Source organism: Myroides sp. LJL115, assembly GCF_054871665.1.
This window is the reverse complement of the sequence record NZ_JBTXLS010000007.1, coordinates 1-17057: the sequence shown is the minus strand read 5'-3', so window position 1 is coordinate 17057 and position 17057 is coordinate 1. Positions and strand designations below refer to the sequence as shown.

The 17057-nt window shown below is 33.5% G+C and carries 12 protein-coding genes; 10 read left to right on the top strand and 2 right to left on the bottom strand.

Annotated elements, in window-relative coordinates; genetic code table 11:
• The first annotated feature begins 3 nt into the window (after positions 1-3).
• From ACYSNX_RS02970 to ACYSNX_RS02945, 6 genes are all read left to right on the top strand, one after another.
• Complete coding sequence (locus ACYSNX_RS02970; protein ID WP_461753201.1) at positions 4-1686, top strand: DUF4270 domain-containing protein; 1683 nt, start codon at positions 4-6, stop codon at positions 1684-1686.
• Between the two features lie 12 nt (positions 1687-1698).
• On the top strand, positions 1699-3543 hold the full coding sequence (glmS, locus tag ACYSNX_RS02965) for a glutamine--fructose-6-phosphate transaminase (isomerizing) (RefSeq protein WP_461753200.1): 1845 nt from the start codon (positions 1699-1701) through the stop codon (positions 3541-3543).
• Between the two features lie 154 nt (positions 3544-3697).
• Positions 3698-5209, top strand: coding sequence for a F0F1 ATP synthase subunit beta (gene atpD / locus ACYSNX_RS02960; RefSeq protein ID WP_461753199.1), 1512 nt, complete (start codon positions 3698-3700; stop codon positions 5207-5209).
• 22 nt (positions 5210-5231) lie between these two features.
• Positions 5232-5513, top strand: a complete 282-nt coding sequence (locus tag ACYSNX_RS02955; RefSeq protein WP_461753198.1) for a F0F1 ATP synthase subunit epsilon — start codon at positions 5232-5234, stop codon at positions 5511-5513.
• A 96-nt stretch (positions 5514-5609) separates the two neighbouring features.
• A complete protein-coding gene (radA, locus tag ACYSNX_RS02950) occupies positions 5610-6983 on the top strand; it encodes a DNA repair protein RadA (RefSeq protein ID WP_461753197.1) in 1374 nt (457 codons plus the stop codon).
• Positions 6984-6993: 10 nt separating this feature from the next.
• Positions 6994-8592, top strand: coding sequence for a DUF4139 domain-containing protein (locus tag ACYSNX_RS02945; protein ID WP_461753196.1), 1599 nt, complete (start codon positions 6994-6996; stop codon positions 8590-8592).
• Between the two features lie 55 nt (positions 8593-8647).
• Here ACYSNX_RS02945 and ACYSNX_RS02940 read toward each other — a convergent pair whose 3' ends face one another.
• Entirely contained in the window at positions 8648-10108 is a 1461-nt protein-coding gene (locus tag ACYSNX_RS02940; protein WP_461753195.1) for a lipopolysaccharide biosynthesis protein, read from the bottom strand.
• 34 nt (positions 10109-10142) lie between these two features.
• Positions 10143-10892: a PdaC/SigV domain-containing protein gene (locus ACYSNX_RS02935; protein ID WP_461753194.1), complete on the bottom strand. Its 750-nt coding sequence runs from the start codon at positions 10890-10892 to the stop codon at positions 10143-10145.
• 276 nt (positions 10893-11168) lie between these two features.
• On the opposite strand from ACYSNX_RS02935, the gene recO reads away from it, so the two are divergent.
• From recO to ACYSNX_RS02915, 4 genes are all read left to right on the top strand, one after another.
• The gene (gene recO / locus ACYSNX_RS02930; RefSeq protein WP_461753193.1) at positions 11169-11882 is read left to right on the top strand and encodes a DNA repair protein RecO; all 714 of its coding nucleotides are present in this window, start codon (positions 11169-11171) and stop codon (positions 11880-11882) included.
• 100 nt (positions 11883-11982) lie between these two features.
• The gene (ileS, locus tag ACYSNX_RS02925) at positions 11983-15384 is read left to right on the top strand and encodes an isoleucine--tRNA ligase (RefSeq protein ID WP_461753192.1); all 3402 of its coding nucleotides are present in this window, start codon (positions 11983-11985) and stop codon (positions 15382-15384) included.
• 7 nt (positions 15385-15391) lie between these two features.
• A complete protein-coding gene (locus ACYSNX_RS02920) occupies positions 15392-15778 on the top strand; it encodes a TraR/DksA family transcriptional regulator (RefSeq protein WP_461753191.1) in 387 nt (128 codons plus the stop codon).
• An 81-nt stretch (positions 15779-15859) separates the two neighbouring features.
• Entirely contained in the window at positions 15860-16453 is a 594-nt protein-coding gene (locus tag ACYSNX_RS02915; protein ID WP_461753190.1) for a lipoprotein signal peptidase, read from the top strand.
• The last annotated feature ends 604 nt before the right edge of the window (positions 16454-17057 follow it).

Genomic DNA, 17057 nt, shown 5'->3' with positions numbered 1-17057 from the left:
TACATGAGCCCAAAAAATATATTTAAAGGTCTAGTCCTATCTCTAGGATTTTTTGCAATTCAGTCTTGTGATAGTGATTATACTAGTGCTGGTTCCGATATTATCGGAGGAGGGGATTATCCAGTGGAAACATATCTTGTAAAAGATATTAAAGCTTATAATCAGGCTACAGGTCCTGTAGAGGCAAATAAGTTGCCAGAGTACAGTATAGGATCCTTAAGTGATGATTTTTTTGGAACAGTATCTAATAGTTTAGCCTTAGATTTATCTACAGACATTAGTGCTTTTACAAAATTGAATAACACCGCTGTATTTGATTCTGTTTACTTGTATATTCCTTTCTACAACGCTCTTCCAGAGAAGTTAGAGGAGGAAACTTACAATTATAAACTAGGGAGTGTGTATGGAGATGGTTCTTTTAATTTGAAAGTTTATCAAAATTCTTATTTAATCTCCTTAGATAATCCAATTGCAGGAGGATCTATCTATTTCTACAACAATGATTTTGGATTATTTGACAACAATAATACTGGGGTTGTTTTAAACGATTCTTATAAAGCTGTTCAAAATACACATGTTGAATTCAGTAAAGCCGCAATTAATATTTATAAATATGATAAGGACGGTAAGATTGAAAGAGATGAAGAAGGGAAAGAAATAGTTAAAGATAGACTTAGTCCTGGGTTTTGGATAGATTTAAATATGCCTTATTTCCAAAAATTCTTTATAGATAATCAAGCTAGCTTAGCTAATTCAGATTTACAGAAGAATGCATTTAGAGGTTTATACTTGAAGGCTTCTAGTAATGGTTCTAAAGGAGCGCTTGGATTATTGGCTTTAGGTCAAGGGTATTTAAGAGCTACTTATGAGCAAGAAGAAACTAAGACAGATGCAGAAGGAACAGAAACCAAAGAGAAAGTAAGAGGAGAAATAAAGTTTTCTCTAGCTAATTTTGCTGGATCTTCAAGTGGATCACTTGCTGCAACTAGTAATAATATTATCAGTTTAACCCAAAGTGAGAACGACCAATCTTACCAATCAAAGGTGGAGAATTCCAATAAAGATTTGGGAGATGATGCTATCTATTTAAAAGGTGGTGAAGGAAGTTTAGGAGTGATCGAATTATTTACAGAAGATGATTTTAGTGAGTTAAAGGCTCTACGTGACATGGATATCCTTGTTAACGATGCTTTTTTAACTGTTTATGTTAATCGAAATATCATGGAGAATTCTATAAATCCTCCAAGGTTATTTTTGTATAATTATGATGATTCTACGGTATTAGCAGATTTTGCTAGTGATAGTAGTAACGATAAGAGCTTCTACGGTGGTGAGTTTATTGCTGTGCAAGAAGTAGATGAAGAAAATCAAGATCAAGAAATTAGTAAAAGAGAGGTTTTTACCTATAGAATAAGAGTAAGGGAACATATTCAATATTTACTGCAAAGTGATATTGTGAGAAGCCCTAAGTTAGGATTGGTTGTAAGTAATGAGTTTACAAATACAGTAAGTGAATTAAAGTTCATGAAAATTGAGACGCCGATCACTAATATTCCTCGTGATATCGCCACTATTCCTTCTTTTAGTATTACAACCCCTTTGGGAACAGTTTTACATGGAACGACAAATGGTGTCCCTGAAGAAAGTAAAATGCAATTAGAAATATTTTTTACCAAAATCAAATAACAACGACAATATATGTGTGGAATTGTTGGTTACATTGGGCATAGACAGGCTTATCCTGTTATCATCAAAGGTTTAACACGCCTAGAGTACCGTGGGTATGATAGTGCAGGATTAGCTGTATTTGACGGAGATAAAATTAATTTGTGTAAGACTAAAGGTAAAGTAGCTGATTTAGAACAAAAGTGTTCAGATCAAATCAAAAGCGGTACTGTTGGTATAGGACACACACGTTGGGCTACTCATGGAGTTCCTAATGATATTAATTCACATCCACATTTTTCGAACTCAGGTGAATTAGTTCTAATTCATAATGGGATAATCGAAAACTACGATTCTTTAAAGCAAGAATTAATTAAAAGAGGGTATGTTTTTCATTCAGAGACTGATACAGAAGTGCTGATCAATCTAATTGAAGATGTACAAAAAACGCAAGGTGTAAAGCTTGGAAAGGCTGTTCAGATTGCATTAAATCAAGTAGTAGGAGCTTATGCTATTGCTGTTATGGATATAAAGAAGCCTGATGAAATAATAGCTGCGCGACTTGGTAGTCCTTTAGCAATTGGTATCGGAGATAATGAATATTTCATTACCTCAGATGCTTCTCCATTTATTGAATATACAAATAATGCTATCTACCTTGAAGATGAAGAAATGGCTATTATTCGTTTACATAAGCCATTAATTATTAGGAAAATAAAAGATGATTCCTTGGTAGATCATTATGTTCAAGAGCTTCAATTGAATTTGGAGCAAATCGAAAAAAATGGCTATGACCATTTTATGCTTAAAGAGATTTTCGAACAACCAGAGGTAATTAAAGATACTTTTAGAGGAAGATTATTAGCCGATAAAGGGATCGTTAAGATGGCTGGAATTGAAGATAATATTGAGAAATTCCTTAATGCAAAAAGGATAATCATTGTTGCTTGTGGTACTTCTTGGCATGCTGGACTTGTCGCAGAATATATCATTGAGGAGTTTGCAAGAATTCCTGTGGAAGTGGAGTATGCTTCTGAATTTAGATATAGAAATCCGATTATAAATAGTGATGATGTAATTATTGCTATTTCTCAATCTGGGGAAACTGCGGATACATTAGCTGCTATTAAATTAGCAAAAAACAGAGGTGCTTTTGTTTTTGGGGTTTGTAATGTAGTAGGTTCTTCTATTTCAAGAGAAACTCATGCTGGGGCTTATACTCATGCTGGGCCTGAGATTGGGGTTGCTTCTACAAAAGCATTCACTACTCAGATAACTATTTTGACTTTAATAGCTTTGCGCTTAGCTAAGGCTAAAGGTACGTTGGCTAATTCAGAATATTTAAAATATCTACATGAACTGGAACTTATTCCAGAGAGAGTAGAAGAAGCTTTAACCCAAAATGAAGCAATATTAGAGATTTCTAAAGTATATAAGAATTCTAATAACTGTCTTTATTTAGGTAGAGGGTATAACTATCCTGTGGCTTTGGAAGGTGCTCTTAAATTAAAAGAGATTTCATATATTCACGCTGAAGGTTATCCTGCGGCTGAAATGAAACACGGTCCAATTGCTCTTATTGATGAGCATATGCCTGTTATTGTAATTGCTCCTGACCAGTTGCATTATGATAAAGTGGTTAGTAATATTCAAGAAATCAAAGCTAGAAATGGTAAAATTATTGCTGTAGTTACAAAAGGAGATACTCAAGTTCGCAATTTAGCAGACCATGTTATCGAGGTACCGGGTATATCTGAGGCTTTAACGCCTATATTAGCGACGATTCCTTTACAGTTATTATCCTACCATATAGCTGTATTAAGAGAATGTAATGTGGATCAGCCGAGGAACTTGGCTAAGTCAGTTACTGTAGAATAAGAGGTATAAATGCGACCCTTTTTAAGGCGTCGCATTTTTTTATAAAAAATAAATTTTGAGGCTTTTTATATTACGATAAAAAAACTATCTTTGCACTCTGAAAAAGTAGTATTTTTCATTAAAGGTAAATAGCTGTTAAATAAATACATAAGCAATGTCTAAAGTTACAGGAAAAGTTGCGCAAGTCATCGGACCTGTTGTTGATGTAGTCTTCAACACAGAGAATTCCGAACTTCCGAGAATTTATGATTCATTAGAAATCACTAAACCAGATGGTTCTAAATTAGTACTTGAAGTACAATCACACATTGGAGAAGATACAGTTCGTACAATTTCAATGGACTCAACAGACGGATTAAGTAGAGGATATGAAGTTATCGCTACTGGATCTCCTATCCAAGTTCCTATTGGGAAAGAAGTATTTGGTAGATTGTTTAATGTTGTTGGTGACGCTATTGATGGTCTAGGAAACTTACCAAAAGACGGTGTTGCTGGTTTACCAATTCACCGTGAGGCTCCAAAATTTGAAGATTTATCTACTTCAACTGAAGTTCTTTTCACAGGAATTAAGGTAATCGACTTAATTGAGCCTTATGCAAAAGGAGGAAAGATTGGATTATTCGGTGGTGCTGGAGTTGGTAAAACTGTTTTGATTCAAGAATTAATCAATAATATCGCTAAAGGACACGGTGGACTTTCTGTATTCGCAGGAGTTGGTGAGCGTACTCGTGAGGGTAACGACTTATTACGTGAGATGTTAGAGTCAGGTATTATTAAATATGGTGATGATTTCATGACTTCTATGGAAAATGGAGGATGGGATTTATCTAAAGTAGATAGACCTGGAATGAAAGAATCTAAAGCTACATTCGTATTCGGTCAGATGAATGAGCCACCAGGGGCACGTGCACGTGTTGCTTTATCAGGATTAACTATTGCTGAATACTTCCGTGATGGTGCAGGTGATGACCAAGGTAAAGACGTTTTATTCTTCGTAGACAACATTTTCCGTTTTACACAAGCGGGTTCTGAGGTTTCTGCTTTATTAGGACGTATGCCTTCTGCAGTAGGGTACCAACCTACATTAGCAACTGAGATGGGAGCGATGCAAGAGCGTATTACTTCAACTAAAAAAGGATCTATTACTTCTGTACAAGCGGTATATGTACCTGCGGATGACTTAACTGACCCAGCTCCTGCAACAACGTTTGCTCACTTAGATGCTACTACTGTATTATCTCGTAAGATTGCTGAGTTAGGTATTTATCCTGCAGTAGATCCATTAGATTCTACTTCAAGAATTTTATCTCCAGAAGTTTTAGGTGATGAGCACTATGATTGTGCACAAAGAGTAAAAGAAATCCTTCAAAAATACAAAGAATTACAAGATATTATTGCAATTCTAGGTATGGAAGAATTGTCAGAAGAGGATAAATTAGCTGTACATAGAGCTCGTAGAGTTCAACGTTTCTTATCTCAACCATTCCACGTAGCGGAGCAGTTTACTGGTATCCCTGGTGTATTAGTTGATATTAAAGATACAATCAAAGGATTTAACATGATTATGGATGGTAAATTAGATCATTTACCAGAAGCTGCATTTAACTTAAAAGGTTCAATTGAAGAAGTAATTGAAGCTGGAGAGAAAATGAATGCTGAATTTTAATAATCACTAAAAAATATAGATCATGAAGTTAGAAATCGTATCGCCTGAGGCAACTTTATTTTCTGGAGAAGTTACTTCTGTATCTGTACCGGGAGCTGATGGAGAATTTCAGATGCTAAACAATCACGCTTCTATTGTATCTGTCTTAACTAAAGGTGAGATTAAGTTTACAGGAAGTAACATTTCTATAAAAGAAGCATTTAGTTCAAGATTTACTAAAGTTTCAAATGATACTTATCATTTACCAGTAAACTTTGGTACATTAGAATTAAACGATAATAAGATTATTATTTTAGCTAATTAATTAGTTAAAGACACATAATACAAAGCCGATTCATTTATGAATCGGCTTTTTTTTTTAAATTGCTTAAGAAAGTATAATCTATTAATATTTTGAGGGATGGCTAAAGTAAAAACAGCTTTTTTTTGCCAAAATTGTGGATCTAAATATCCAAAATGGATGGGTCAATGTGGAGGATGTAAGGAATGGAATACCTTAGTAGAAGAAGTAGTTCAAAAAGAGCAGGCTAGTGGTTGGAAGGGAATTGCTACAGCTGGAAATAGTAGCAATAGGGTTGCTAAGCCAGTTTTAATACGTGAGATAGATGCAAGTGAAGAACAGCGCTTAGATACTTTAGATGGTGAGCTAAACCGCGTTCTAGGAGGGGGAATTGTACCGGGGTCAATGATTTTATTAGGAGGTGAACCTGGTATTGGAAAAAGTACGCTTTTGCTACAGATTTCTTTAAAGTTACCCTACAAGGTTTTATATGTTTCTGGGGAAGAAAGTCAAAAGCAAATAAAAATGCGAGCAGAGAGAATTAATCCCAATAATGATAATTGCTTTATTCTTACCGAGTCTAATACGCAGAATATATTTCGACAGATAGAGGAAATTAAACCCGAAGTTCTTATTATTGACTCTATTCAAACTTTGCATACCGATTATATAGAAGCTTCTTCTGGGACTGTCTCTCAAATTAAGGAGTGTACAGCAGAATTAACCAAGTTTGCAAAAGAAACGGGCACTCCTGTTTTAATAATTGGACATATAACTAAAGATGGAAGTATAGCTGGGCCAAAAATGCTAGAGCATATGGTAGATACAGTCTTGCAGTTTGAAGGAGATCGCAATCATGTTTTTAGAATTTTAAGAGCAAACAAAAACCGTTTCGGTTCTACAGCTGAACTAGGTATTTACGAAATGCGAGGATCTGGTTTAAAAGAAGTTTCTAATCCGGCAGAAATTCTTTTATCTCATAAAGAAGAACAGTTATCTGGAACCGCAATTTCTGGGACCTTAGAGGGGATGCGACCATTAATGGTAGAAGTACAAGCATTGGTGAGTACTGCAGTTTATGGTACCCCACAAAGAAGTAGTACAGGGTACAATCTGAAGCGTTTAAATATGATTTTAGCCGTTTTAGAGAAAAGAGCTGGTTTTCGTTTAGGACAAAAAGATGTATTCTTAAACATTACCGGTGGTATTACGGTAGATGATCCCGCTATAGATTTAGGTGTTGTTGCTGCTGTTTTATCTTCGGATCAAGATATTCCAATAGGTCGTAATGTTGTATTTGCTGCTGAAGTTGGACTATCGGGAGAGATTAGACCTGTTAATCGTGTAGATCAACGAATTTTAGAAGCAGAGAAGTTAGGTTTCGAATATATTTTTATTTCAAAGTACAATAAAGTGAGTTATTCTGGTAAAGGAATAAAGCTTGTTTATGTTAGTAAAATCGAAGATGTAGTAAGTGCCTTGTTTGGACGTTAATTATTTAGTTATGAGAAAGATTATTTTCACCTTTATAATGGTTTTATTAGGACTACAAAGCGCAGTGGTTTTTGCCCAAAACCAAGTAAAAGCTGTTGCATCTATACAGGATGTACGTATCTATTTTAATGGTGCGGATTTACAACATAGAGTCAAAGTTAAATTGCCTAAAGGTAAGAGCCAGGTGTTAATTAGTAATTTATCATCCTCCTTGAATCAAAACAGTATTCACATAGGTAGTAGTAAACCAGTTCATATTTTATCTACTGTATTTGCAACTAATTATGATAAAGCTATAAAGCAAGGCTTAACAGGTAATACATTAACGGATAGTATTTATACTATTGGTCAAGAATTAGAACATTTGTCTATTTCAACGACCTCTGTATCAAATGCGCTCAATATTTTAGATGCCAATCAGACTATTCCAAGTGGGAATGGAACTAATTTTTCTGTAGAACTAGGAAACTTAGTGGATTTTTATACTAAAAAAAGAACCGATCTTAGTCTAGAGTTAAATCAAAAGAGACAAAAGAAGATAGAGCTAGAACAATTGCTCTCAAGTTTGCAACTGCGATTAGAGGCAGGAAATGAACTAGGAAGTAATTATGGAAAAGGTCAAATCATTGTTCAAGTTGAGAGTAATATAGAACAAGAAGTTGTTTTTGATTTAAGGTATTTTACTAATACAGCACAATGGTTTGCAGCTTATGATTTAAATATTAAAGAGCTAAACACTCCTATACAGGTAAATTATAAAGCAGGTATTAAACAAAATACAGGGCTAGATTGGAATAATCTCAAGCTTAGTTTAGTTAGTGGTTTTGCAAATCAAGATAACATTAAACCAGTTTTAGATACTTGGTTTATCGATTATAAAGAAAATATAGTAGAGGAAAAAGAATATTTTGTTGGTAGTTCTAATGCTTTTGCTAGGGCTAAAAGTGTAGTTAGTATGCCTGCAAATAATGTATTACAACCAAATGTAGCTATCAGCCAGAAGCAAATGAATATTGTTTTTGATATTAAGTCTTCTTCTAGAATTTTATCCGATTCTAAAACTCATTTTGTAAGTTTAGATACATTTGAGTTACAAGCTAACTACCAGTATTATAGTGCAGTAAAAGTTGACCCTAATGCTTATTTAGTAGCAAAAGTAAATGATTACCAGGACTATAACTTATTAAGTGGAAGTGCCAATGTAATTTTTGAAGGGTTTTATATTGGAAGTACCTTCTTAGATACCAATAATACTGAGCAGACTTTAGAACTTAATTTGGGTAAAGACTCTCAAGTACAAGTTTCTAGAAGGTTAATCAGCGATAAGGCAAGTAATAGGGTGTTATCGAATCGCAAGAATGAAACTTTAGCGTATGAAATACTTGTTAAGAACAATAAGAAGCAAAGTATAGATATTTTAATCCAAGATCAAATTCCTGTGAGTAAGAATACGGATATTGAAGTAGATTTATTCAAAAGAGATCAAGCAGAAGTAGATGCGCAAAAAGGAATACTAAGTTGGAATTTGAATGTTAAGGCCAACCAAGTTTCTAAGGTGGATTTTAGTTATACTCTCAAATATAATAAAGAAAAGGCTTTAAATAATTAAATCTTTACTTTTAAATACAAAAAAAGGACTTTAATTTAGAGTCCTTTTTTTGTATTTATCTATTATTTACTTTTTTTCTCCATACAGGATATTGTTCCTTAAGGATAAGTAAGGTAAATAAAAGGATGAAAGTAATACCTATAAAATAATTTTCTCTGAAGAAATAAAAGTAGATAAAACAAAAGCTAATCGAAGCAATTAAGTAACCACTTATAGCTTTTATATCATAGGGTATAGGATAGTACTTCTGACCTAGTAGGTAAGAAATGATCATCATCGCTCCATAGGCTATTAGAGTAGCTATTGCCGATCCAATATAGCCAAGATAAGGAATCAATGCAAAGTTAAAAATAAGAGTTAAGATGGCTCCTATAATAGAGATATATGCACCCATCATTGTCTTATCTTTTAACTTATACCAAACCGATAAGTTAGTATAAATTCCCATACATAAATTGGCTAGAATAATCAATGGTACAATGCTCATTGCCGCCCAGTATTCTGGATTTCTAATTACGAATATTTTTAAAATATCTGAAAACACTACAATTACTAACATTATTAAACTTCCGAAAATGGTAAAGTATTTCGTAATCGTAGCGTATTTGATAGGAGCATCTGCGTTTTTGGCATAGTTAAAGAAAAAAGGCTCAATACCAAGGGTGTAAGCTTGACGAAATAATACCATAAATAATCCAAGCTTATAGCAAGCTGCGTACTGACCAATTTGTGCTAATGCAACGTCTTTAGGTAAAAGTCTTTCCAATAATATTTTATCAAAACCTTCATTTGTAGCAAAAGCCAATCCTCCAATCATTATTGGAAAGGCATAGCGTAGCATTTTTTTAGTAAGGGTAATATCAATGGATAATTTTAGGCTAAAATATTCTTTAATAAAGAATAAAAAGGTCAATAAACTTGCAATTAGATTAGCTAAAAATAGGTAGGCAACTTGATAATCCTCTTTGTATATTTCTGTCCAAAAGGAAGCTGGGTTATTGAAAGCTGCCTTGGGTAGAAGATATAAAAAGAATACGTTTAATCCTGTGAATAATAGTACATTTATTATCTTTATACTACTATATACCATAGGCCTTTGGTTAGCTCTTAATTTAGCGAAAGGAATAATCACTAAGGTATCAAAGACTAGAATCCAAATAACATATTGAAATACTTGCTGGGAGATATTTAATAAATCTGCCCAAAACTCCTGTGTAAATAAACAGATAGCTAAAAAGCAAAGTGTAGTGAAAAGTAGAAATAAAGTAGCTGTATTACTTACAGCTACTTTATTATCCTGCATATTGTAAAACCTAAAAAAAGCTGTTTCCATTCCAAAAGCAAGAATCACATTGAAAAATGTAATAATCGCAAATACAACACTATATTGACCGTATGCTTGGTCGGGCATAAATTGTGTGTGAAAAGGTACTAGGAAAAATCCTATTACTTTAGGAAAAACTGCCGCTAGGCCATATATAACGGTTTGTTTAAATATTTTTTTATAAATACTCACTTGCTCTAGGTATTTGGCTTTTTTAATAATATAACTACTCTTGTTGAGTAGGAGTTAAATCATAAGTGATAAAAGGACTAATTTGCTCTATACTAAACTCTATATAGTCTACTTTTTCTTTAGTAGAAAATAGATCCTCATTGGTATAAGCTAATAGTACTTTATCTGGGAAAATGTAAACATTAGAAGGTAAAGCTAATACTCCGTGTTTATCTTTCAACTCTTGCGCATAGCTAAGTTTAGGTTCTATTAAAGTCATTAAATTGCCCCAATTCTTAAAAAGCTTTTTAGTTGGGATTAATTCTCCTGTAGTAAAATCAAAAATAAGGCTGAATTTAGAATTATATCCGTGGGCTCCACCTGCGAAAGTATAGTATTCTACAGCGCTTGCATAAATAGTTTTATTAGTAAAAGTATTTTGCACCTCTACTTCTGCTTTCCATGGAATAGTATCATCTGGAAATTGAACGATAAACTGTTCATAGGTCTTTATAAAATCCTTAACTAAAGAATCATAGGAGGTAATATGGGTTAAATCTGCTTCAAAAGACATCAAATCAGCAATAGTATCTAATGTAATTGTATTGATGGCTGTATTGGCAATATTTTGCGGTGAGCTGATAATAGGTACATTAATGGAAATACTTGTACATTCTAAATCTTGACAGCCAGTATTTGCCTTGGCTTTAAAGGATTGTTGTTCTATTACTAATCCTGGATCAACTTTGTTTTCACAACTCATAGCAAAAGCTGCAAAGACAATAAAAAGGAAAATCTTTTTCATAAAAATGGTTTTACTACAAAGCTATATAAATTAAAATCAATTATGGCTTATAAAGCAAAGTTTAGAACATGAACTACCTTAGTTTTCTAGCTAAGAGAACAGGGAGATTATAAGAGAAAAATGTAAGAGGATTAGGTGGTGGTATTTATAAAATTTAAAAAGGTAGACAACTTAGCCTTCAAATAGGAAAGTGATTCTAAAAAAGAGTAAATTTGCTATGTTTGAATAATAATCATAAGTTAGTTGAGTTCAAAGAACAAATAGAAGTAAAGCACAATGATAGTAAAGACTAGAGCAATCGTGTTAAGTGCTTTGAAATATCAAGAGAAAGGATTGATAGTAAAGTGTTTAACTAAAGAGGTAGGTGTACAGACCTTTTATGTGCCTAATGCGTTCTCAAAAGGTAAATCCACACAAAAAATAGCATATTTTCAACCATTGATGAATTTGGAAATTGAGTTTACCTTTAAAAATAAAGGAAGTATGGAATACTTTAAAGAAATTAAAGTAGGACATGTATATCAATCTATTTATTATGATTTTTATAAAAACAGCATTGCTATTTTTGTTGGAGAGATTTTGCATAACTCCATTAGTCTTCAGGAGAAAGATTTGGCTTTCTTTGATTATATAGAAACAGCCTTACTATGGCTTGATACCCATGATAATCCAAGTAATTTTCATTTAGTTCTACTCATAGAGCTATGTAAGCACTTTGGTTTCTATCCAGATAGATCTAGTGAGGATTTGGAATATTTTAATTGGAGGGAGGGTAATTTTACTTCTTTACAAGATCTAGAAACCTTTGATAAAGAACAAACATATTTATTAAAGCGTTTATTAAATTTGACTTTTCAAGTAGAACAAAATGTTTTTAATAGCAAGGATAGAAAAAAATTACTAAACTTGTTGCTAATCTACTTTGAAGAGCATTTAAGTTCGTTCAAAAAACCCAAGTCATTGGAGGTTTTGTACGAAGTTTTTGAATAATTATTTACATTAAAGATTTTCCTACCAATTAATTAGCTAATTATTAGAGGAAATTGTTTAAATTCGCGAAATTGATAAAAAAATATTATAGTTAATAACGATGAGCACTAAATTTACAGAATACAAAAATCTTGATTTGTCAGGAGTAGCGTCAGAGATGCGCGAATTTTGGAAAGAACAATCAATATTTGAAAAAAGTATTAGTACAAGAGACGATAATAAGCCATTTGTGTTTTTTGAGGGACCTCCTTCAGCAAACGGAAAACCGGGTATTCACCACGTGATGGCTCGTGCGATTAAAGATATTTTTTGTCGATATAAAACACAAAAAGGTTACCAAGTAAAAAGAAAAGCTGGGTGGGATACGCATGGTCTACCAGTAGAATTAGGTACAGAAAAAGAATTAGGAATTACCAAAGAAGACATAGGTACAAAGATCTCTATTGAGGAATATAACCAAGCTTGTAAGCAAACAGTAATGCGCTATACAGACTTGTGGAATGACTTAACAGAGCAAATGGGGTATTGGGTAGATATGGAAAATCCATATATTACTTATAAACCTAAGTACATGGAGTCTGTTTGGTGGTTATTAAAACAGATATATAATAAAAATTTAATTTATAAAGGATATACGATTCAACCTTACTCACCTAAGGCAGGAACTGGTTTGTCTTCTCATGAATTAAATCAACCAGGTTGTTACAAGGATGTTACCGATACTACTGTTGTAGCTCAGTTCCGCGCTGTTCAAGATAGCCTTCCAGATTTCTTAAGTGAATTTTCTGATGTAGACTTTTTAGCATGGACGACTACACCTTGGACGTTACCTTCGAATACAGCATTAACAGTTGGGCCAAAAATTGATTATACTTTAGTTAAAACGTATAATCAATATACAGGACTTCCAATTACTGTAATTTTAGCTAAAGCTTTAATTGGTAAACAGTTTAGTGGAAAATTCCAAAAAGTAGAAACAGAGCAAGAATTAGAAGCTTACCAAAATGGAGATAAGAAAATCCCTTACTTAGTAGTTAAGGATTTCAAAGGAGCTGATCTTATTGGTATTAAATATGAACAACTTTTACCTTATACCTTACCATACGAAAATCCAGAAAATGCTTTCCGCGTAATTGCAGGAGATTTCGTTACTACAGAGGATGGAACAGGGATTGTTCATACTGCTCCAACATTTGGTGCAGATGATGCTAGAGTTGCAAAAGAAGCTACTCCTGAGGTTCCAGCTATGCTTATCCTAGATCAAGAAGGAAACGCAGTTCCTTTAGTAGATTTACAAGGGCGTTTTGTTTCTCAGATGGGAGACTTAGCAGGTAAGTATGTGAAAAACGAATACTATGATGAAGGTCAAGAGCCAGAGCGTTCTGTAGACGTAGAAATTGCTATCCGTTTAAAAGAAGAGAATAAAGCATTCAAAGTAGAAAAATATGTGCATAGTTATCCACATTGTTGGAGAACTAATAAGCCTGTTTTATATTATCCATTAGACTCTTGGTTCATTAAGGTTACGGAAGTGAAAGACCGTATGTTTGAATTAAACCAAGATATTAACTGGAAGCCAAAGGCTACAGGAGAAGGTCGTTTTGGAAATTGGTTGAAAAATGCCAACGATTGGAACTTATCCCGTTCTCGTTACTGGGGTATTCCACTTCCAATTTGGAGAACTGAAGACAACTCAGAAGAGATTTTAATTGGTTCTATGGAAGAATTGGTTAATGAGATACAAAAATCTATGCAGGCTGGTATTCAAAAAACAAATCCTTTTGAAGGTTTTGTAGTTGGAGATAACAGTGAAGAAAACTATGATAAAGTAGACTTACATAAAAATGTAGTGGATTCTATTGTTTTAGTATCTAGTACAGGTAAGCCTATGTATCGTGAAGCGGACTTAATTGACGTTTGGTTCGATTCTGGTTCTATGCCGTATGCTCAGTGGCATTATCCTTTCGAGAATAAAGAATTAATTGATCAAAATAAGAGTTACCCAGCTGATTTTATCGCTGAGGGAGTAGACCAAACGCGTGGATGGTTTTACACTCTACATACTATATCAACTTTGGTATTTGATACAAATGCTTATAAGAATGTTGTATCTAATGGACTAGTATTGGATAAGAATGGCTTGAAAATGTCTAAGAGTTTGGGTAACACAGTAGATCCATTTGAGACACTTCAAGAACATGGACCTGACGCAACTCGTTGGTACATGATTTCAAATGCTAATCCATGGGATAACTTGAAATTTGACTTAGAAGGAATAGTTGAAGTAAGAAGAAAGTTCTTTGGAACGTTATACAATACGTATAATTTCTTTGCATTATATGCTAATATTGATGGTTTCTCTTATAAAGAAGAAGACATTGCTATAGAAGGTAGACCAGAGATAGACCGTTGGATTCTTTCTGAGCTAAATACTTTAGTACAAAGAGTTGATGAATTTTATAACGAATATGAGCCAACAAAAGCTGCTCGTGCTATTTCCGAGTTCGTTTCTGAGAACTTAAGTAACTGGTACGTTCGTTTATGTAGGAGAAGATTCTGGAAAGGGGAATATGGACCAGATAAAATTGCTGCCTACCAGACTTTATATACTTGTTTGTTAACAGTATCGAAACTTTCGGCTCCGATTGCACCATTTTTCATGGATAAGCTTTACAAAGATTTAATCTCTGTAACGAATAAAGAGTCTTTTGAATCTGTACATTTGGCTAACTTCCCTGAGTTCCAACCACAGTTGGTAGATCTGGGATTAGAGAGTAGAATGCATAAAGCGCAAATAATCTCCTCTTTAGTTTTATCTTTACGTAAGAAGGAGATGATTAAGGTTCGTCAACCATTACAAAGAGTAATGATTCCTATCTTAGAAGAGAGCCAACGTCAAGAAATCTTGGCTGTTGCTGATCTTATCAAAGCAGAGGTTAATGTAAAACAGATAGAGTTATTAGACGATGATTCAGGTATCTTAGTGAAAAACATTAAACCTAACTTTAAGACTTTGGGGCCTAGATTTGGTAAAGATATGGGGTTGATTTCTAAGAAGATACAAGAATTTACTCCAGGGGATATTAGTTTAATTGAAAAAAATGGAGAAATTGAAGTTAATTTAACAGAAAAAAGTATTATCTTAACATTAGAAGATGTGGAAATCACTTCTCAAGATATAGAAGGATGGTTAGTTGCTAATGAAGCTGGTCTTACAGTGGCATTAGATATTACAATAACTCCTGAGTTAAGAGATGAAGGTATAGCACGTGAACTTGTTAATCGTATTCAAAATATTAGAAAAGATTCTGGTTTTGAAGTTACAGACAAGATAAAGATTACTTTAGAAGAACAAGAAGATATTAAAAAGGCGGTTTTAGCCAACCAAGAGTACATAAAATCTGAGACGCTAACAAGTGAATTAGATTTTGTTCCAAGTCTGAAGGAAGGAATTGAATTAGAATTTGATGAGCTAAAAACGCGTGTAGTAGTTATTAAATAATTTAGTTATGAGAGAAGTTAATGAATTAGTGAGATACTCTGATGCGGAATTAGCAGATTTTAAAGAGCTGATTCAGGCAAAGATCTTGAAAGCGCAAGCAGATTTAGAATTGATTAAAAGTGCCTACATGAATGATTTAAACAATGGGACGGATGATACCTCACCAACGTTTAAAGCTTTTGAAGAAGGTAGTGAAACTATGTCGAAAGAGGCAAATTCACAATTGGCAATCCGTCAAGAAAAATTCATCCGAGACTTGCGTAATGCATTGGTAAGGATTCAAAACAAAACCTATGGTATTTGTAAAGTAACAGGAAAATTGATCGATAAGGAACGTTTAAAACTTGTTCCTCACGCAACAATGAGTATTGAGGCAAAGAACCTACAACGTTAGTAAAATATAAAGACGCTCTTTTAAAGAGCGTTTTTTTTTTACCTTAAAATAATTTACATTTGCTTTTGTAAATAATCGAAAATGTCATTAAAAAGAGCTGTCCTACTTGTTGTTGTAGTATTGATATTAGATCAATGGTTGAAAATTTTTATAAAAACAAATTTCTTATTAGGAGAGGAGTACTATGTAGCAGATTGGTTTAGAATTCATTTTATTGAAAATGACGGTATGGCATGGGGAGTTGAGTTACCTGGAAATTATGGGAAATTAGCCTTAACTCTTTTCAGAATTGTTGCAGTATGTGGAATTGGTTGGTGGTTAGTAGACTCGGTTAAGAAGAAAATGTCTAATTATTTAATTATCGCTATTTCTCTTATCTTAGCTGGGGCAGTTGGTAATATTATTGATTCTGTTTTTTACGGAATTATCTTTAATGATAGTACACATCAATTAGCAAGTATCTTTTCTCAAGATCCATATGGTACTGTATTTCATGGTAAGGTTGTAGATATGTTTTATTTTCCTATTTGGAAGGGTTATCTACCACAATGGTTACCTATATGGGGAGGAAGTTATTTCACTTTTTTTAATGCAATATTTAATTTAGCAGATGTTGCCATTTCAGTGGGAGTCGGAATATTAATAGTTTTTAATAAAGTTATTTTTAAGAAATAAGCAAAAGAGTTTGTCTGATAAAGGTTACTTCGTTGTCATTCAGAGGCTATTTGTTAGTTATAGTTTTTTATTCCAAATTAAATTATACTAAGTAAAATACGATATGTATTAAACAAAAAAGGGGGCTGTTTTCAATTGTGAGACAGCCCCTTTTTTAGTGTGCCCAGCATGGGTAGTAACTCTAGGGTGTAAGTCCCGAACACGCCTTTACAACGGGAAGTGTTAGCCAAATGCAAGGGTGTCCATCGCAAGGTGGAATCTGAAGGAAGCGCTAGGCAAACCCTTGACCTGACGAACAGAAACTATATCAGGCTCAATAATATCGGATAAGGTTGCTAAACAAACTGAAGTCCAAAGTTGTACGGAGATATTTAGGGTAAATATAGCAGGTATATGAGGGGAAAGTTACTGTTCTTACCTGGGGAGGTCTTACAGACATAGGAAAGTTTTTTTTTACAGAACTATGGATAACAATTGCTGTAAGAAGTCAGCAGAAGTCATAGTAGGTATGGATACAAGCTTGGCAATACCAAGAAGTCTTACGAAATACTGAAGGACTGAACTTAATTTAAATGAGTAGTAAATGAATGTTACCTAATGAAGG